Origin of the sequence: Lolliginicoccus suaedae, assembly GCF_008312885.1 — a bacterium.
GTDB lineage: Bacteria > Actinomycetota > Actinomycetes > Mycobacteriales > Mycobacteriaceae > Lolliginicoccus > Lolliginicoccus suaedae.
The window spans coordinates 606,512-624,185 of sequence record NZ_VSSO01000001.1 but is presented as its reverse complement, the minus strand read 5'-3'; the positions used below and the strand labels follow the sequence as shown (position 1 = coordinate 624,185).

Below are 17,674 nucleotides of genomic sequence, written 5' to 3'. Positions count from 1 at the left end.
GGTCTGTAGCTGGTGGCCGTGGTCGCCAAACGCACCGGAAACTGCCAAACGCGATAGAAATCGCGGCGCGTCCACGCCGGTTTATATCGCGTTTGCAGCGGGGCCGACCGGCGGAGGCCAGGCCGACCGGCGCAGGCCAAGCCAGGCCGCCCCCCGCGGCTCAATGGTGAACGGGTCGTTCCCACAGCTCCTTGGTCACCGCTCCGGTGGCGAGCAGGATGCCGAGGGCAGCAAGCGCTACCACGAGGTAGGGCGCACCAAGGACAAGGACGATGGCACCGGCCGCGATGAAGGCGGAGAGCGCAGCGACGCGGGACGCGGGGATCTGCTGGTTGCGGGACTCGTTGAAGATGATGTTGCCGACGAGGTAGATGGCGGGCCCGCCGAGGATAGTGAGCACGGCCGCCCATGAGGCGGAGTCGCCGGGGTGCGTGGTCACGAGCTCGATGCCCACGGCCACGACGATGGCGCCGCCGACCATGAAGGCGTGCCCGTAGGTGTATGCGGCACGTCCGATCGCGGCGGAGGACGCATGCAAGGGGGTTTCCTTTTCCACGTTTCCGTGGCGCGGGCTGAAATACAGCCACCACAAGAGAACAATCGAGGAAAAGCCGACAATACCGGCGATAGTGGTTCCCGCGTCCAGTTCCGCATCAGCGAGTACGCCACCGAGGATAAGGATTGATTCGCCGAGTGCGATGATGAACACCAGGCGGCAGCGCTCCGCGAGATGCTCCTCGGTGAGCGGCCAGTCCTGCATCGAGGACGCGCCGAGCCGCGGCAGGTAGAAGCCCACGATCGGGGCAGCGTAGTCGACCACGACAGCGGCGATCCACCAGTACAACCGCGCCTCATCGTCCGCGAGGGCCCCGGCGACCCACAGCACGCCCGAGCCGACGCTCCAGGCGAGCAACTGGGCATAGTTGCGGGCCATCAGTTGCCCGCGGAACGCGACGACCATGAACGCCGACCGCACGAGCTGCAGGAACAGATAGCCTGCGACGAAAAGCAGGGCCCGGTCGCCGAACGCGTCCGGGATGGCGATGGCCATCGTCAGCGCGGCGAGCATCAGCGAGACCACGAGCAGGCGCACGCCGGGATGGTCGGGATCGAGCCAGTTCATCGCCCAGGCCGAGTAGTTCCACCCCCACCACACCGCAGCGAAGAGGATCAGTGCCTCCAGCGCTCCGTGCGGGGAGAGGTCATGCAGCAGGAAGTGGGAGAGCTGGATGATCGTGAGGACGTAGACGAGGTCGAAGAATAGCTCGACTGTCCCTACGCGCCCGCTTTCCGTGCGGCGCAGGACAGCAACGGGCAACGGTGCGGATCGCATGGGGGGAAAGCTATCACAGGCGCGGGGCGTGGTTAGATGCCGAGCATGGAGAGAAAGCTGGGCCTGTTGCTAGCGTTTGTGGTGCTCCTGCAATTCGGGTATCCGATCAGCCACTACGGGGAATGGTGGACCGCCGCGTACTTGCTGCTATACGGGGGCATGATCTTCTTCGGCGTGCAGGTGGTCCGCAGCCAGGGGCGGGCGTGCGTGCCGACGAGGGTGGTGGGCCTGATCTTCGCGGGGTTCGCCGTGTGGTTCGCGCTCGCCCAGCACAGCCCGGTGGCCTATGCCGGGATGCTGCTGAGCGTGGGGACGTTCATGCTGATGCTGATCGTGGAGCTGATGGGCTTCGTGTTCCGCAGGTCGAGCTCCGGCGGGGTCGCGCTGATCCTCGCGGCAGTGTGCGCGTACCTCATCATGGGTGGCTTCTTCGCGACGGTGTTCTCGCTGATCGAGCTGGCCGCGCCGGGCAGCTTCAGCGATCCGCAGAACACCGAGATGCGATTCCAGCAGTTCATCTACTACAGCTATGTGACGATGGCGACGCTCGGTTACGGGGAGATCCTGCCGGTGGCGCCGTGGGCGCGCGCCCTCGCATCGCTCGAGACCGTGGTGGGCACGCTGTTCCTGACGATCGTGGTGGCCCGGCTGGTCGGGGTGTGGGCATCGCAGGCGACGCCCGCTGAGCGCGACGACGTGTCGCGGGATTGACCCAGGCGTTCGCGTCCAGCCCGGCCTCATCGACACCCCTGCCGCGGAGCGCCCGAGCAGCTAGCATCGGGGAGATGAGCATGGCCGATCTTGTTGCGTCCGAACTCCGTGCCCGAGGGATCGGGGAGGTGCTCTCTGACTCCACCACGATCGCTGCCTACTCCTCCGATGCTGGCCTCTACCGGGTGCCGCCGATGGTGGTGGTCCGGCCACGGCATCATGACGAGGTAGCCGCCACCCTTGATGCGTGTCGCGCCAACGGTGTGCCGGTCACGAGCCGCGGCGGCGGAACGTCGCTGTGCGGCAATGCTGTAGGCACGGGCGTGGTCATCGATTTCTCGCGGCACATGAACCGCATCCTCGACATCGATCCGGATGCGCGCACCGCCACGGTCGAGGCTGGGGTCATCCAGGTGGACCTCCAGCAGGCCGCGAAGCCGCACGGCTTGCTGTTCGGGCCTGATCCGTCGTCCTACACGCGGTGCTCGATCGGCGGGATGATCGGCAACAATGCCTGCGGCACCCGCACCCTCGGCTACGGCAAGACGGTGGACAACATGGTCTCCGCCCGGCTGCTCACCGCATCGGGCGAGGAACTGCGCGTCGACTCGACCGCAGCGGGGCGCGAGCTGCGGCGAGGACCGGCGCTGCTCGACGATCTCGAGCGCGTCGCCCACAGCGACCTCGCGACGATACGCACCGAGTTCGGACGGTTCGGGCGACAGGTCTCCGGCTACGCCCTCGAGCACTTGCTGCCCGAGCGGGGCTTCGACGTGGCGCGCATGCTCGTCGGCAGCGAGGGAACCCTTGCAGTCGTCACCGAAGCAACGGTCTCGCTGGCGACCGAACCGCGGTCGAAGATCCTCGTGGTGCTCGGCTACCCCGACATCGGCACCGCCGGGGATGCCACGCCCACGGTCCTTCAGTTCGGGCTGACCGCCTGCGAGGGCATCGACAAGCGCATCACCGATGTGGTGCGGGAGCGCCGCGGCGCGCATGCGGTGCCCAACCTGCCAGCGGGGGAGGCGTGGCTGTTCGCCGAGGTCACCGGCGATACCCGCGATGAGGCGCGGGCCAAGGCCGAGCAGCTCGTGGCCGGTTCCGGGGCCGTGGGCACGCTCATCGAGGAGGACCCCGCGACCGCGGCCGCGCTGTGGCGCATCCGTGCCGATGGCGCTGGCCTATCCGCCCGCAGCCCCGCGGGCAAGCCGGCCCACGCGGGATGGGAGGACGCCGCCGTGCCACCGGAGATGCTCGGCTCCTACCTGCGCGATCTCGACGCGCTGATGGCCGAGTTCGGTTGCACGGGAATCCCGTACGGCCACTTCGGTGACGGCTGCATGCACATCCGCATCGACCTGCCGCTCGATATGCCCGACGGGCGCAAGGTCTATCGCGAGTTCGTCACCGCCGGTGCCGAGCTGATCGCCACCTATGGCGGTTCCCTCTCCGGCGAGCATGGTGATGGCCGCGCCCGCAGCGAGCTGCTGCCCTACATGTACTCCGAGCGGGCGATCGGGCTCTTCCAGCAGGTCAAGCGTGTCTTCGATCCCGATAACCTGCTCAATCCCGGGATCATGGTCGATCCCGCCGCGGTGGATGCCGACCTTCGCATCCCTGCCGCGCCGCTGCTGCGCCGGCATCTCGCGTTCGGCTACCACGGCGACGACGGCAACTTCACCCAGGCCGTGCACCGCTGCACCGGTGTCGGCAAGTGCCGGGCCGACAACACCGGAACCGGTGGTGTGATGTGCCCGTCCTATCTCGCCACCCGCGAGGAGAAGGACTCCACCCGCGGTCGTGCCCGCGTGCTCCAGGAGATGCTCAACGGCAGCACCGTCAAGGACGGGTGGGCATCGCCGGAGGTCCACGAGGCGCTCGACCTGTGCTTGTCCTGCAAGGGCTGCCTGTCGGATTGCCCCACCGGCGTCGATATGGCCATGTACAAGGCGGAGGTCCTGCACCAGACCTACAAGAACCGCGTGCGGCCTCCATCGCACTACTCGCTCGGCTGGCTGCCCCGCTGGGCGCGGCTCGCCGAGATCGCGCCGGGCCTGGTCAATACGGTCACCCGCGCTGGCGGGCAGGTCGCGCTCAAGGCCGCTGGGGCCGATCCGCGCCGCAACATCCCGGCCTTCGCGCCGGTCACGTTCCGCGAATGGTTCCGCCGCACCGCCGATCAGCGTGCCACCACCGGCGACCCAGTGCTGCTGTTCGTCGATTCGTTCACCAACCACTTCACCCCGCATGTGGGCGTCGCGACGGTCAAGCTGCTAGAGGCGGCAGGCATGCGCCCGGAGATCACCGAGCGGCAGCAATGCTGCGCGCTGACCTGGATCTCCACCGGGCAGCTCGACGCGGCCCGGCGCATCCTTGGTCGGAGCGTCCGTGCCCTGCGCGATCATGCCCGGCGCGACGACGCGGCTGGCGGGATGCCGATCGTGGGCATGGAGCCGTCCTGCACCGGTGTGTTCCGCTCCGATGCCGGTGAGCTGCTCGGCGAGAAGACCGCTGCGCCCGTCGCCGAGAACATCCGCACGCTTGCCGAGCTGCTCACCGAGCGGGGCTGGCAGCCGCCCCGCCTCGACGGCACCACTGTGGTCGCCCAGCCGCACTGCCACCACCATGCCGTCATGGGCTGGAACGCCGACGCGCGCCTCCTCGCCCAGGCCGGAGCGGCGGTGCAACGGCTCGGTGGCTGCTGCGGCCTCGCTGGGAACTTCGGCGTGGAGGAGGGCCACTACGAGGTTTCGGTGAAGGTCGCCGAGCATCAGTTGCTCCCGGCGGTGCGCGAGGCCGAGCCCGGCACGATCGTCCTCGCCGATGGCTTCTCCTGCCGCACGCAGCTCTCGGATCTCGCGCCCACGCCCGGCCACCACCTCGCCGAGCTCTTCGCCGCGGTCCTCGACGAGGGCTGAGACGAGGGCTGAGACGAGGGCTGACGCTGCGCCGCTGGCTATCGCGGCTCGAGCAGCACCAGCGGGATCTCGCGGGAGGTCTTCTTCTGGTAGCCGCCATAGTTGCGGGCCCGGCGCACCACCTCGGGCCACAGTTGCGCGCGCTCCTCCGGGGTTGCGGTGCGAGCATGCACGGGTATGCGCTTGCCGTCGCGGATGATCTCCACGTCCGGGTTCGCCCGCAGGTTGTGGTACCAGGCAGGGTGGTGATCGTCCCCGCCCCGGGACGCCACCACGATGAGGGTGTCGCCGCGCTGGAGCGGGGAGGTCAGGTAGCACACGCGCTCCTGGCCGGACTTGCGGCCCACCGTTACGAGCTCGATCACCGGCATTCCGGCGATCGAGTTGCCGAAGCGGCCGCCAGAGGCCTTGACGATGCCCCGATGCACGGCATTCATGGTCTTGAGCATGAGATCACTAGGCATGGCTTCAGCCTATGGCGACATGCCGCGGCCGGGAAGCAACAGCGCGAACAGGTTTGCGCGAACCCTATACGGCACCCCCGCCAAGTGGAAGAATGAGAAGCCGGAAGCGAGCGCGGCGACAGTTGCGGGACGTGCCACATATGGTCACTTCGCAGGCAAGCACACGGAACCGCACGCGCGAGTGGATGCGCGAGAGCGCCCCACCCGCGGTGATGATGCTGATCGCGATCGTCTGCTGGGGGTGGCTAGCGACCCGCCCCTCGATGTCCGGCAGCGAGATGCCGGGCAGCGGGATGCCTGGCAGCGGGATGGACATGGCCGAGCAGAGCATGACCATGACGTTCGTCGGGTTCCTCGTCGCGTGGGTCGTGATGATGGCCGCGATGATGTTCCCCGCGACCGCGCCGGTGGTGCGCATCTATGCGCGGGCCGCCGCCCAGGGCCGCGTGGCCCCGGTCCCGTTCTTCGTCATCGGCTACCTCGCGGTGTGGTCGGCAGTGGGCCTTCCCGGATACGTGGCCTGGCAGCAGTGGAACGGCCCCATCCAGGCAGCGAGCCCGTCGGCCGCACGGGTCGCCGGGATCGTCGCGCTGCTCGCCGCCGTCTACCAATTGACGCCGCTCAAGCAGGCTTGCCTGGCGCATTGCCGCAGCCCCCTCGGCTTCTTCCTGCATCACGGCAAGCGCTTGGACCGTCCCTGGGGCGCGTTGGTCGCGGGCGTGCGGCACGGCGGAATATGCCTGGGCTGCTGCTGGATGCTGATGGTGCTGATGATCGCGCTCGGCGCCATGAACCTGCTGTGGATGGTGGTCGTGGCGATCATCATCCTGATCGAGAAGACCGCCCCGCACGGCCGCGCACTGGGCCTGGCCGCGGGTGTGGCGTTCGCCGCGCTGGGGGTGGCGCTGCTCGTGTCGCCCGGCCTCGCGGTGATCCTGATGTGAGAAAGGGGACCTTATGTCCGCGACCATGCAACAAACACGGTGGCACATCCGAGGCACCGGCTATGAGTTCTGCAGCTGCCAGCCCGGCTGCACCTGCAACTTCTCGGGGTTCCCGAGCTCGTCGGACGGTGCCTGCAGGGCGATGGTCGGAAACGACATCGTCGAGGGCCACTGCGGGGACGTCGATCTCTCGGGGGTCAAGGCCATCGCGGTGGTGGATTGGCCCCATGCGATCCACGACGGCGGCGGGCGCGCGGTGTTCATCGTTGACCCTTCGGTGACCGAGGAGCAGGTCGGCTGCCTCCACCAGATCTATACCGGGTCGCTCGGCGGTGATCCGTGGGCGATCCTGGGCAGCACCTTCGAGGTCGTGGGCCTCGAGCGGGCGCCGATCTCCTTCGAGGGCGAGGGCATCGATCAGGTGATGACCGCGGAAGGGCTCGGCACGGCGACGGGCCGGAGCCTGCGCAACCCCGTAACCAATGAGAAGCATGAGGCGCGCATCGTGCTGCCCGATGGCTTCATCTGGACCGAGGGCAATTGCGGCGTCGGGGACTTCGAGGTGAAGGCGGGCGGACTGTCGCTGGCGTTCACCGACACCAACTGGATCGGCTATGACTTCGATTGGAGCAATAGCTAGGCCGCTTGCCGGCGCCAGGCCTCCCGGTGCGCGCCGGGATTGTCGGTGCGCGCGGTCATACTAGGCAGCGTGGATGGTTCGTCGCGCTGGGTGCTGCACCTGGACATGGATGCGTTCTTCGCGTCCGTGGAGCAGCTCGCGCGGCCCACGCTGCGGGGGCGGCCCGTGCTCGTTGGTGGAGCAGGTGGGCGGGGCGTGGTGGCGGGAGCGAGCTACGAGGCGCGGGTGTTCGGCGCGGGGTCGGCGATGCCGATGCATCAGGCGCGCGCGATGGTAGGGGTGACCGCGGTGGTGCTGCCGCCGCGCGGGGCGGTGTACTCCGAGGCGAGCAGGCGGGTGTTCGCCGAGGTGCGGGAGATGATCCCCGTGATCGAGCAGTTGTCGCTCGACGAGGCTTTCGGGGAGCCCGCGGAGCTGCGCGGGGCGACATCCGATGAGGTCGCCCGCTATTGCTCGTCGCTGCGCGACCGGGTGCGGGAGCGGACGGGGCTCGAGGCATCGGTGGGGGCAGGGCCGGGCAAGCAGATCGCGAAGATCGCGTCAGGCATGGCCAAGCCTCGCGGGCAGCGGGTGATCGCGCCCGCCGAGCAGCAGGGTGTCCTCGCTCCATTGCCGGTGCGCAAGCTGTGGGGCATCGGACCGGTGGCGGAGCAGCGGTTGCGCACGATGGGCATCACCACGATCGGTGAGCTCGCAGCGATCAGCGCGGAGGAGGCAGGCAGGCTGCTGGGATCCGCTGTCGGTGGCGCTCTGCACGAGCTGGCCCGGGGGATCGACAATCGTCCCGTGACGGAACGCGCCGTGGCCAAGCAGGTCAGTGCCGAGACGACTTTCGCGCGGGATCTCATCACTCGCAGCGAAGTGCGATCCGCGATCACCTCCACCGGCATCGCCGCGCACCGCAGGCTCGAGCGCGATGGCCGCGGCGCCCGCACTGTCACCGTCAAGCTGCGCAAGGCTGATATGTCCATTCACTCCCGCTCGAGCACGCTCGCCCATGCCACCAGCGACAAGGACATCCTGCTCGGCGCGGCACACAAGCTCGCCGTCGACCCCGCCACCTTCGGCGCCATCCGGCTCGTGGGCGTGAGCTACTCCGGGCTCAGCGATACCCGGCAGGAGATCCTCTTCCCGGAGCTCGACGCCACGCCACCACCGGACGACACCCCCGACGCCGTGCTGCCCGCGCGGTATGAGTCCGAGTACTGGCCCGGCCTCGACGTCCACCATCCCGAGCATGGCCACGGATGGGTGCAAGGGTGCGGGCACGGGGTGATCACCGTCCGCTTCGAGACCCGCACGACCGGGCCCGGGCCCGCCCGCACGTTCCCGCTGGACTCGCACGCGCTCGCCCCTGCGGACCCGCTCGCCAGCCTCGGCTGGGAGCCCTTGCCGTCGGGTACCGGCCAGCCCTAGAATTGGTCGCATGGACCTCGCGGATCGCGGCCAGGTTCGGGCGAGCGCGGCGGAGATCTATGATCGCTTCTTCGTGCCCGCGCTATTCGGCGCGTGGCCATCGCAGGTCCTCGACGCGGCCGACGTCAAGATGGGCGACCGGGTTGCCGACGTCGGATGCGGGACGGGCATAGTTGCCGTCGAAGCGGCTCGCCGGGTAGGGCCATCGGGCACCGTCACGGGAATCGACCCCAACGCAGGGATGCTCGCGGTCGCGCGAGCGAAGGACCCGTCCATCCACTGGATCGCGGCCCTCGCGGAGGAGCTTCCTCTCGAGGATGGCTCGGTGGACGCACTGACGTGCCAGTTCGCCATGATGTTCTTCACCGACCAGCCGCGCGCGCTGACAGAGTTCGCGCGTGTCCTCCGTCCGGGCGGGAGGGCCGCGATCGCGACCTGGGCCGCGCTGGATGCGACCCCGGGCTACGCGGTCATGGTAGATCTGCTCCGGGAGCTCTTCGGCGAGCGGCATGCCCGCGCGCTCGCCGCTCCCTACTCGCTCGGTGACGCTCGCCAGCTCACTGAGCTGATCAGCCAGGAGTTCGCCGACGTGGCGGTCGAGCAGTTGTTGGGGCGCGCGCGGTTTCCCTCTATCGAGGCGTGGGTGCACACCGACGTCCGCGGATGGACCCTCGCCGACATGATCGATGACGCGCAGTACCAGCAGCTCCTCGAGGCAGCGCGGACGCGGCTAGCCCGTTTCACCGATGCGCGGGGCGCCGTCACCTTCGACGCGCCCGCCCTCATCGCCACCGCGACCCGAGCCTGAGCAAGAAGAATCAGCCCGAATCGTCGTGATCGAACCAATCCGAAGGGCCCTGCGCGGCGAATGCATGATGAAGGATCAAGCATTCAACTATTGAGGAGCAGTCATGCTCAAGATCACCAGGACCCAGCTCGCAGCCCTCGCCACCGCAGGAGTTCTTGCGGGCGGCGTCGTGACTGTCGGCTCCACTTCCAGCTTCCTCGATCGCACCTACACCCCGGGTGAGATCGTCCTGACCCAGGGCAGCAGCGTCACCGCTGAAGAGCTCCGCATCATCCTCGAGAAGCAGCTCGGCCAGCACGCCATGCTCGCCATCGAGGCCATGCGCGCCGGTGTCGCCGGGCAGCCGCAGTTCGACGCCGCTGCCGCATCGCTCGGCCAGAACACCGAGGACCTCACCGAGTCCATCCGTCTGGTCTACGGCGACGAGGCAGCCGGGCAGTTCAACGAGCTGTGGAGCAACCACATCGGCTTCTTCGTTGACTTCACCGTCGGACTCGCCGAGGACGACCAGCAGGCACAGGACGAGGCCATCCAGCGCCTCGACCAGTACCGCGCCGACTTCGGCGGCTTCCTCGACGGCGCCACCAACGGCGAACTGCCCGCCAACGCGGTCGCTGACCTCCTGCAGGAGCACGTCAACCAGCTCGTCGAGCAGGTACGCGCCTACGCGGACGGTGACTACACCACCGCAGTGGCCCAGGCCCGCGAGGCATACGCGCACATGTTCGGCACCGCCCAGGGCCTTGCTGGCGCGATCAGCACCACCCAGGACGGGATCACCGGCCCGGTGGAGAGCCAGGCCATCGATCTGCGCTCCGGCCTCGGCCAGCAGCTCGGCGAGCATGCCCAGCTCGCGGTCCAGGCCATGCGCGCCGGAGTCTCCGGAGGGGAGGACTTCGAAGCCCTCGCCGGTGCTCTCAACGAGAACACCCAGGACCTGACCGCATCGATCAGCAGCGTGTTCGGCGAGGAAGGTGGCCAGGCGTTCATGGAGATGTGGTCCGACCACATCGACTTCTTCGTCCAGTACACCGTCGGTGTCGCTGAGGGCGATGAGCAGGCCCAGGAGGATGCGCTCGCACGACTGTCGCAGTACCGCGAGGACTTCTCGCAGTTCCTCGATACCGCGTCCAACGGCAACATCCCCGCCGATGTCGTCGCCGATGGCCTGCAGATGCACGTCAACCAGCTCGTCGCGCAGGTAGACGCCTACCACGCCGGTGACTACGAGACCGCGTTCAGCGAGGCATACGACGCCTACAACCACATGTATGGCACCGCCGAGGCTCTCGCCGGAGGCATCGTTGCCTTCATGGGCGACTCCATGCCCGCCGGTGGCGTGGAGACTGGCGCCGGCGGAGCGGTGAAGTAACCACCCTCCACCTCGCCCGACAGGCCCTGCTGGTGGCACGAGCATCCCTTGTGCCACCAGCAGACCCATTCCAGGGGGAAAGACCACCATGCTCAGACGACTCGCTGCCGTCCTCGCCACCTCCGCCGTCCTCGCGACGGGCTGCGCCACCGCCACCGAGGACGCTGCGCCCACGCAGGGCTCGGCCGCCTCACAGAGCGTCGTGGCAGCCCCGCCGCAGAACCTCGATAGCGTCCGGGCGTTCCAGTCCGTGCGCGAGCAGCGCGAGACCGCCCCGCCCGCCCGGATCAGCATCCCCGCGCTGGGCATCGACGCGCCCCTCGCCTACACAGGCTTGAATCAGGACAACACTCTCGCTGTGCCGGAGTTCGGCGACATCAGCTGGTATGACCAGGGCGCGACCCCCGGCGATCCCGGGCCCGCGGGAATCCTCGGCCACGTCGACACCCGCAGCGGCCCCGACGTGTTCTACCGGCTCCACGAGCTCCGACCCGGCGATACCGTCACCATCACGACCACCGAGGGCGAGCAGCTGGTCTTCACCATCACCACGATCGAGCAGCACGCGAAGGCACTGTTCCCCACCGAGGAGGTATGGCTGCCCACGCCCGAGCCGGAGCTGCGGCTGATCACCTGTGGCGGCGAGTTCGACCAGGGCGCGGACAGCTACCGCGACAACATCATCGCCTTCGCAGAACTGACCACCTAGGAGAACGCCATGCGCAGAACGATCCTCGCTTCAACATTCGCCGCGACCATGCTGCTCGCCGGATGCGGCGCCGACGACACCATCAGCACCGGCACCACCGGGACGGCCGCGAGCACGTCCAGCGTGGCAGCTACCACCAGCGCGGAGGGGGAGACCACCGCGCCTGCGACACCCTCTCCCGATGCACCGGAGCCTGTCTCGCCGACGACGACCACCCAGGCCCCGCCGCCAGCGCCAGCGCAGCAGGCCGACCCTGTGCAGCGCACTGTCGATATCATCGGCTTCGAGTTCGAGCCCGGCACCCTCACCGTGCCCGTGGGGTCCACCATCACCTGGGTGCAGAAGGATGACTCCCTGCACACCGTCGACTTCACCGACGGAACCGAGTCCGGCGACCTCACGCAGGGCCAGTCCTACAGTCGCACCTTCACCGAGCCGGGCACCTATGACTACGTGTGCTTCTACCATCCGCGGATGACGGCCACCGTCATCGTCGAGTAGGGCGCTAGCGGGGCCCGAGGATCAGCTCGGAACCAGCCTCCTCGGCGCTGGGCACCCACACCAGGTACTGGCCCGCGTCCTCGCCCCGCCTGGTGAAGGGGACAGCGCCCGCGTAGCGATAGGGAGTCCCGCCCTCGGCCAGGTACTGCTGGACGAGCCTGCCATTGGGGGTGTTCGTGGTCAGGTAGATCGTCCCGAAGTGGGACTGATCGATCGCGAGGAAGTACGCGGCGGGACCGGTGAGTCCGCCATAGCGGAACCCGAACGTATCGGTCCATTGGAGGGGCTCGTAGGTGCCGCGCAGCGCGTAGCGCTGGGCGGATGGCTCCTCGCCGAGGACGACCTTGCCGGGAGCATCGAGCGCTCGTTGCTCGAGCACGGGCAGGATCCCGGAATCGTCGACCCACGTGGTCATCAATCGCATCGATGTCGCCGCACCGCTAACCGCTAGCAGGGCGATGGCCAGCGCGACGACGACGGTGCCCGCGCGACGCCGCGCGCCGATGAGCATGGCGAGAAAGCAACCGATGAGCGGAGCGGCGAACACCAGGCCGAAGGCCAGGTGCTTCGGCAAGGACGTCGCCTCGCCGATGCGGAGGTGCTGGACGATCGCGATCACCGACATAGCGAGCAGGAGCGTCGCGATGGCCGGCTGGCGCCGCGCTGCCGCTACGACCGCGCCCGCAGCGGCGAGGGCAAGCCACGGGCCGGCCCACTGGGTCACCGAGCCCAGCAGGGAGCCAGTGCTGGCAATGGACATGGGAGCACGGTCGAAGGTGGTGGCCATCATGCCCCCGGCGAGCCCATGCCACCAGACGAGGGTGACGAACAAGGTGACCACGGCGGCACTGGCGAGGACGAGGAACCCGCGCCAGAGAGCGGTCGGACCGAGACGGCGCCAGGCCAGGATGGTGCCGAGGGCCGCGATCCCCGGCAGGTAGGCGATCGCGCCGTACTTGGCGAGGAACGCTGCCGCCAGGATCGCGCCGACCAGAGGCCCCGCGAGCAGTCCGTCGTGGCGGGCGCTGTGGACGGTCCACCAGGTGGCGAGCGAGAGCAGCATGATCGCCAGTGCATCAAACGTCGCGAGGTGAGCGACGAAGATGACTGGGCCAGCGACGGCGAACGCGAGCGCGCCGGTGATTCCCGCGACGGGGCCGAACAGCTGGCGCCCGATCCCGTCGATGGCGATCACAGCGACGATCATCAGCAGCAGGCTCAGCAGCCGGGCGCCCGCTAGCCCACCGATCGAATCGGCGACCGCGCCGAGCACGGGGTAGAACTGGGGCGCCCCGGAGAAGTACGTTCCCGGGTACTCATGGACGAGGCCGCCGCCGAGCAGGCTGTCGATCACGCGGTGGCCCATGTAGAGGTAGAGGCCCTCGTCCTGGAATGCATTGCTGTTCGAGCCTGGCCGCCACGCGAGGACTGCCAGGATCGCGGAAGCGGTGGCGAGGAGCGCGAGGTGCCACGGCGCTCGCCACCGGCCGTGCTGGTCGAGAATCGCGGGTAGCGGCTGGCTGGGGGCTGGTGCGGCCAGAGCGATGGTCATGAGCGCGCTCCGTTCGTGGTGGTTCCGGACCGCCACAGCAGCAGCGGGAACAAGGTGTACAGGCCGAGCGCGGCGAGCAGCGCCATCGGGGCGTAGTCGATCCAGCCGAACGTGGGGGCGCGCCACAGGATCGTGGCCCACAGCAGCACCTGGGTGGTGGCGATGGTCGCGATGGCGAGGCGCCGCACGCGCGCTGCCGTGGTGGTGCGAGGACCCCTGATCCCGGTGGCCTGCCAGGAATCAGCGCGACCCCGGACAGCGTCGAGCAGGGCGATGGCGTGGGCGAAGGAGTACGTGGCCTGGATGCGGGTGAGGCGGAAGAAGCTTTCCTTCTCGAGCGTGACGATGGGAACGAGTCCCATCCGGACGATCAGCGCGAGCAGCACCAGCACGTAGTTGCGGACCTCGACGGCCTCGGGGGCGATGAGCGCCATCAGGATCGGTGGCAGCGCGACGACCATCACGCCGATGCCGGTGGTGATGTAGTACAGGAAGCCCGCCCAGTAGCAGACGCGCTGCATGATGCTCAGCCTCATGGCGTGGAACGGCTTGCTGCGCAGGAGGCTCATCGAGCCCGTGCACCAGCGGTACTGCTGGCTGACGAACTGGTCGAGATCGTCGGGGCACAGTCCTTTCGCGAGCACGACCGGCACGTAGCGGACCTGGTAGCCGCCGTTCATGACCTGGACGCCGGTGTGGACGTCCTCGCTGTGGCCGATCTGGGCGAACCCTCCCGCGGCGGCGAGCGCCGAGCGGCGGTACAAGGCGCATGTGCCCACGCAGATCGGTGCGTTGCTGGCGTCGCGGGAGGGCTGGATCCAGCGATAGAACAGGATCTGCGTCGCGCCCGCGGCATGCTGGACCCAGTTCATCGAGGGATCTACATCGAAGTACTGCGGGCTCTGGACGATGCCGAGCTTCTGATCGTCGAGGTAGGGCACAAGCTCCCGCAGGTAGTCGGGCCGCGGGACGAAGTCGGCGTCGAGCACGGCGATGATGTCGCCGGTGGAGTTGTCGAACCCATGCCGCAGGTTGCCCGCCTTCTTCAGGTGCCCGCGATCGGGCCTGGAGCGATAGATGAACCCGTAGGACTCGGCGAGTTGCTTGACCGAGGAGCGGGCGGAGTCATCGAGGACATGGACACGCAGCTCCCCGTTCCATTCGAGGCGCGCGACGTGATGGTAAGTGTTGTCGAGGACATCGAGTGGCTCGCCAGCGCTCGGGAGGAAGACGTCGACGGAGGGGATCGACGCGGGCCTCCAGGACTCGATGATCGCGCGGTGGCTCGCCACGGTGTCGCGCCTCTTGCGCCGCGCGGAGAGGAACGAGATCACGAGCGCGGCGGAGCTGAGCAGGAGGATGGGAAGCAGCGGCAGGGCCCAGGGGCGCGCCTCGACGAGCAGGACCAGGCTAGCGATGGTCAGGAGGCCACCGAATGCCGATACGACGGGGACCCACCGCTGGTGCGGCTCGAGGTAGGAGAGCTTGTCGTGATCGCTCGGCGGCGACGGGAGGAAGCTGGTGCCCGTGCGGGCAGGGGCGATCGCTGGTGCGGTGGTGGTCGTGCCCGTACCCTGCGGAGCGACCCCTCGCCTGGTTATTGTAGCCATAAAGTTCCCCCGGAATTCGTGGACGCGCGTGATTCTGAGGGGAATCATAGAGGGAGCGGGAATGTGCAGTGAAGATGAACGTGACACGGTTCATAGGCATGGCTTTCGTGGCAATTAGCGCAATAGTTCTGATTGTCGTCATTTCCAATGACAGTAATTCTCGGGGCAGGGTATTCGGGCTGTCCGCGGACGGCCCCGGTGGTGGCGTGGATTCCTCGATCGATTTATCCGCCATTCTGAACCGGAACCTTGATGTGGTTAATTTCTACGAGGCCTGGGAATGGAGGAGGGAACCCAGCGCGGAGATCCTCGACCGCATCCATGGCGCCGGTGCCACGCCCTCCATCACCTGGGAGCCCTGGAACCCGGCGGCAGGCATCGAGCAGCCGCGCTACCGGCTTGCCGCCATTGCACGAGGCGAGCATGATCCCTACATCGAGACCTGGGCCCGCGTGCTCGCGGCCGACGGTCGCCCGCTCTACATGCGCTTCGCGCACGAGATGAACGGGGACTGGTACCCGTGGGCCACCACCACTAATAGCAATGATCCCCAGGACTATCGAGAAGCGTTCCAGCATGTGCGTTCCGTTTTCGACAGTGCGGGAGCCACTAATGTGCAGTGGGTGTGGTCCCCGAACGTGCATTCCGACGGGGATTCCGGGGGCCAGCACGACCTCGTCCGTTCATTTCCCGGTAACAAATATGTGGATATCATCGGCCTCGATGGCTATGCCGTGGCCGATGGTGGGGCATGGAGCGAGCCCGCCCAGCTATTCGGCCCCGCGATCGATACCGCGCGAGCGATCGCGCCGGACATCCCGATCTGGATCTACGAGACTGGCGCCGACGCCTCCTACGGCGACAAGGCCGCGTGGATGGACACCCTTGTCGAGTACTTGCGCGCGGAGGGGGTCGAGGGCCTGCTCCTGTTCGACTTCGCCAAGCGATTCGACTGGCGGATCGAGCAGGAGTCGGGGACGGTCGATGCGCTCCGCGACGCGCTGGCCACCTGGTAGCTATATGCCCTGGGTAGCTATGCCTTCGACAGGTGCCGATAGAGCGTGGTGCGCGAGACATCCACGACATCGGCGATCTCGGCGAGCGTCGCCCCGGACTCGCGCATCCGCTTGGCCTGCCGCAGCTTGGCCGGGGTGAGCTTAGGGGGGCGGCCACCCGTGCGGCCGCGGGACCGGGCCGCGGCGAGGCCTGCATTGGTGCGCTCGCGGATGAGGTTGCGCTCGAACTCCGCGAGCGCACCGAAGATGTGGAAGATCAGTTTGCCACCGGGGGTGGTGGTGTCGATGGACTCGGTGAGGGACTTGAAGCCGACGCCGCGGGCGTTGAGGTCCTCGACGGTCTGGATGAGGTGGGGAAGGGAGCGGCCGAGCCGGTCGAGCCGCCACACGACGAGGGTGTCACCGGGGCGCAGCGCGTCGAGGATCGCGGCAAGCTGCGGGCGGGTGGTGCTCGCGCCGCTCCCGGTCTCGGTCCAGATGCGGTAGCAGCCAATGGCGTTGAGCGCATCCTGCTGGAGGCTAGTGGTCTGGTCGGTGGTGCTCACGCGCGCGTAGCCGAGGAGTTCGCCCATGATGGGCAAGTGTTGCACAACTAGGCCGCGAGGGGTTTTAGGCACACGGCGCCATGCGCGCATCCGCTGAGCAAGGGCGCCGCGTAGCCCTACTGGTCGTGAACCCGTGAATCACACCAGTCGATGACCGTGCGAGCGTAATCGGCGGGGACCTCGAGCGGCGGCGCGTGACCCACACCGATCAGGACCACCACGTTCCAGTCGGGCCGCTGCGCGGTCCAGTCATCGAGCGACGCGTGGGGAGCGAGACGATCCTCATCGCCCACGACCAGGAGGGTCGGCGCCGTGACGCGGCGCATCGCATCGAGAGCGGATCCCCGCCGGACGAGGATCAGCGACATCAGCGAGGCATATACCGTGACCATGCTGCCCATTCGCTTCCCCTCGACCGCCGACATCTCGTCCCGCATGAGACCCATGATTTCCGGCGACATTCTCGTCATGTCACCGCCCGTATTCCATTTCTTGTCCGCAATCGACGCGGGATCGGCCAGTTGCCGCTGCGAAGCTGCGAGGATGCGCCGCCCCAAAAGACATAGCAGCACACGGGCGACCGGCGCGACGAGGGCCAATCCCGCCCTGCCGAGGGTTGTCCACATGCGCGCCTCGCGGCGGCTCAGCGGGGGAGGAAGCGCCGGCGCCACCAGCACGAGCGCATCTACCCGTTCGGGTGACTGGTCGGCGAACAGCAACGCGATCATCCCGCCCGCCGACCAGCCGTGAACCACGAGCTGGTCGAGCTCGAGCGCGTCGGTGAAATCACGCAGGAACGCCGCGTTGGCCTCGATGCCTGCCGCGCGCCGGTTCGGCAGCGCAGTGTGGCCGGCCAGTGTGCCGGGCAGGTCTATCGCGATCGCGTGCGCGCGTGGCCGCAGTTCCGCGAGCACATCGAGCCACTGCGAGGCGCCGCCAGCTGCGCCGGGAACGAGCAGGTGGACCGGCGCAGCTGGCGGCCGCGTCCGATCGGTTACCAGGTAGTGCACCTCCGTGCCGTGCACATTGACTGTCTCGCTGCGAATTCCGGACCAGCGCCCGACGCGCTCACCCCAGTCGGTGTACCGCATCGCCCCAGGCTACGCCCGGAGCATGCCGCATCGGCCGCCACTCC

Annotated in this window: 16 protein-coding genes; 10 read left to right on the top strand and 6 right to left on the bottom strand. The window is 68.1% G+C overall.

The window, feature by feature from the left end; translation table 11 throughout:
• Positions 1 to 160: 160 nt before the first annotated feature.
• Positions 161 to 1,333 (bottom strand): low temperature requirement protein A, encoded by a 1,173-nt coding sequence (locus FXO18_RS02855; RefSeq protein ID WP_149359542.1) that lies wholly within the window; start codon positions 1,331 to 1,333, stop codon positions 161 to 163.
• Positions 1,334 to 1,414: 81 nt separating this feature from the next.
• Between FXO18_RS02855 and FXO18_RS02850 the strand changes: the two genes are divergently transcribed.
• Positions 1,415 to 2,044: a potassium channel family protein gene (locus tag FXO18_RS02850; protein WP_223114457.1), complete on the top strand. Its 630-nt coding sequence runs from the start codon at positions 1,415 to 1,417 to the stop codon at positions 2,042 to 2,044.
• A gap of 74 nt (positions 2,045 to 2,118) precedes the next feature.
• A complete protein-coding gene (locus FXO18_RS02845; RefSeq protein ID WP_149359540.1) occupies positions 2,119 to 4,962 on the top strand; it encodes an FAD-binding and (Fe-S)-binding domain-containing protein in 2,844 nt (947 codons plus the stop codon).
• Positions 4,963 to 5,000: 38 nt separating this feature from the next.
• On the opposite strand, the gene FXO18_RS02840 is transcribed toward FXO18_RS02845, so the two are convergent.
• The gene (locus tag FXO18_RS02840; protein WP_149359539.1) at positions 5,001 to 5,426 is read right to left on the bottom strand and encodes a nitroreductase family deazaflavin-dependent oxidoreductase; all 426 of its coding nucleotides are present in this window, start codon (positions 5,424 to 5,426) and stop codon (positions 5,001 to 5,003) included.
• 185 nt (positions 5,427 to 5,611) lie between these two features.
• Between FXO18_RS02840 and FXO18_RS02835 the strand changes: the two genes are divergently transcribed.
• The 7 genes from FXO18_RS02835 to FXO18_RS02805 all read left to right on the top strand — a co-directional run bounded on the left by FXO18_RS02835 (position 5,612) and on the right by FXO18_RS02805 (position 11,816).
• On the top strand, positions 5,612 to 6,370 hold the full coding sequence (locus FXO18_RS02835) for a DUF2182 domain-containing protein (protein ID WP_149359538.1): 759 nt from the start codon (positions 5,612 to 5,614) through the stop codon (positions 6,368 to 6,370).
• 13 nt (positions 6,371 to 6,383) lie between these two features.
• Positions 6,384 to 7,010, top strand: coding sequence for a DUF1326 domain-containing protein (locus tag FXO18_RS02830; RefSeq protein ID WP_149359537.1), 627 nt, complete (start codon positions 6,384 to 6,386; stop codon positions 7,008 to 7,010).
• A gap of 69 nt (positions 7,011 to 7,079) precedes the next feature.
• A complete protein-coding gene (locus FXO18_RS02825; protein WP_149359536.1) occupies positions 7,080 to 8,426 on the top strand; it encodes a DNA polymerase IV in 1,347 nt (448 codons plus the stop codon).
• A gap of 10 nt (positions 8,427 to 8,436) precedes the next feature.
• Positions 8,437 to 9,234 (top strand): methyltransferase domain-containing protein, encoded by a 798-nt coding sequence (locus tag FXO18_RS02820; protein WP_149359535.1) that lies wholly within the window; start codon positions 8,437 to 8,439, stop codon positions 9,232 to 9,234.
• A gap of 103 nt (positions 9,235 to 9,337) precedes the next feature.
• Complete coding sequence (locus FXO18_RS02815) at positions 9,338 to 10,606, top strand: copper amine oxidase (RefSeq protein ID WP_149359534.1); 1,269 nt, start codon at positions 9,338 to 9,340, stop codon at positions 10,604 to 10,606.
• 88 nt (positions 10,607 to 10,694) lie between these two features.
• Positions 10,695 to 11,315 carry a class F sortase gene (locus FXO18_RS02810; RefSeq protein WP_149359533.1) on the top strand — a complete coding sequence of 207 codons (621 nt, stop codon included), beginning with the start codon at positions 10,695 to 10,697 and terminating at the stop codon, positions 11,313 to 11,315.
• Positions 11,316 to 11,324: 9 nt separating this feature from the next.
• Positions 11,325 to 11,816 (top strand): cupredoxin domain-containing protein, encoded by a 492-nt coding sequence (locus tag FXO18_RS02805; protein WP_149359532.1) that lies wholly within the window; start codon positions 11,325 to 11,327, stop codon positions 11,814 to 11,816.
• 4 nt (positions 11,817 to 11,820) lie between these two features.
• On the opposite strand, the gene FXO18_RS02800 is transcribed toward FXO18_RS02805, so the two are convergent.
• Both FXO18_RS02800 and FXO18_RS02795 read right to left on the bottom strand, forming a co-directional pair.
• Positions 11,821 to 13,368, bottom strand: coding sequence for an ArnT family glycosyltransferase (locus tag FXO18_RS02800; protein WP_149359531.1), 1,548 nt, complete (start codon positions 13,366 to 13,368; stop codon positions 11,821 to 11,823).
• Complete coding sequence (locus FXO18_RS02795) at positions 13,365 to 14,978, bottom strand: glycosyltransferase family 2 protein (protein ID WP_187774148.1); 1,614 nt, start codon at positions 14,976 to 14,978, stop codon at positions 13,365 to 13,367. The genes FXO18_RS02800 and FXO18_RS02795 overlap by 4 nt, the downstream gene beginning before the upstream one ends.
• Before the next feature lie 206 nt (positions 14,979 to 15,184).
• On the opposite strand from FXO18_RS02795, the gene FXO18_RS02790 reads away from it, so the two are divergent.
• Positions 15,185 to 15,994 (top strand): glycoside hydrolase family 26 protein, encoded by an 810-nt coding sequence (locus FXO18_RS02790; protein WP_187774147.1) that lies wholly within the window; start codon positions 15,185 to 15,187, stop codon positions 15,992 to 15,994.
• Between the two features lie 17 nt (positions 15,995 to 16,011).
• Here the strand turns inward: FXO18_RS02790 and FXO18_RS02785 are convergent, their stop codons facing one another.
• Together FXO18_RS02785 and FXO18_RS02780 are read right to left on the bottom strand one after the other, a co-directional pair.
• Positions 16,012 to 16,566 carry a recombinase family protein gene (locus tag FXO18_RS02785; RefSeq protein WP_149359528.1) on the bottom strand — a complete coding sequence of 185 codons (555 nt, stop codon included), beginning with the start codon at positions 16,564 to 16,566 and terminating at the stop codon, positions 16,012 to 16,014.
• An 89-nt stretch (positions 16,567 to 16,655) separates the two neighbouring features.
• Entirely contained in the window at positions 16,656 to 17,630 is a 975-nt protein-coding gene (locus FXO18_RS02780) for an alpha/beta fold hydrolase (RefSeq protein ID WP_149359527.1), read from the bottom strand.
• Positions 17,631 to 17,674 lie beyond the last annotated feature (44 nt).

Bases quoted from the DNA above. Each gene is read 5' to 3' on its own strand.
- FXO18_RS02810 (WP_149359533.1), top strand. From the start codon at position 10,695: ATGCTCAGACGACTCGCTGCCGTCCTCGCCACCTCCGCCGTCCTCGCG.
- FXO18_RS02785 (WP_149359528.1), bottom strand. From the start codon at position 16,566: ATGGGCGAACTCCTCGGCTACGCGCGCGTGAGCACCACCGACCAGACC.
- FXO18_RS02855 (WP_149359542.1), bottom strand. From the start codon at position 1,333: ATGCGATCCGCACCGTTGCCCGTTGCTGTCCTGCGCCGCACGGAAAGC.
- FXO18_RS02830 (WP_149359537.1), top strand. From the start codon at position 6,384: ATGTCCGCGACCATGCAACAAACACGGTGGCACATCCGAGGCACCGGC.
- FXO18_RS02780 (WP_149359527.1), bottom strand. From the start codon at position 17,630: ATGCGGTACACCGACTGGGGTGAGCGCGTCGGGCGCTGGTCCGGAATT.
- FXO18_RS02845 (WP_149359540.1), top strand. From the start codon at position 2,119: ATGAGCATGGCCGATCTTGTTGCGTCCGAACTCCGTGCCCGAGGGATC.
- FXO18_RS02840 (WP_149359539.1), bottom strand. From the start codon at position 5,426: ATGCCTAGTGATCTCATGCTCAAGACCATGAATGCCGTGCATCGGGGC.
- FXO18_RS02815 (WP_149359534.1), top strand. From the start codon at position 9,338: ATGCTCAAGATCACCAGGACCCAGCTCGCAGCCCTCGCCACCGCAGGA.
- FXO18_RS02795 (WP_187774148.1), bottom strand. From the start codon at position 14,978: ATGGCTACAATAACCAGGCGAGGGGTCGCTCCGCAGGGTACGGGCACG.
- FXO18_RS02835 (WP_149359538.1), top strand. From the start codon at position 5,612: ATGCGCGAGAGCGCCCCACCCGCGGTGATGATGCTGATCGCGATCGTC.
- FXO18_RS02805 (WP_149359532.1), top strand. From the start codon at position 11,325: ATGCGCAGAACGATCCTCGCTTCAACATTCGCCGCGACCATGCTGCTC.
- FXO18_RS02800 (WP_149359531.1), bottom strand. From the start codon at position 13,368: ATGACCATCGCTCTGGCCGCACCAGCCCCCAGCCAGCCGCTACCCGCG.
- FXO18_RS02820 (WP_149359535.1), top strand. From the start codon at position 8,437: ATGGACCTCGCGGATCGCGGCCAGGTTCGGGCGAGCGCGGCGGAGATC.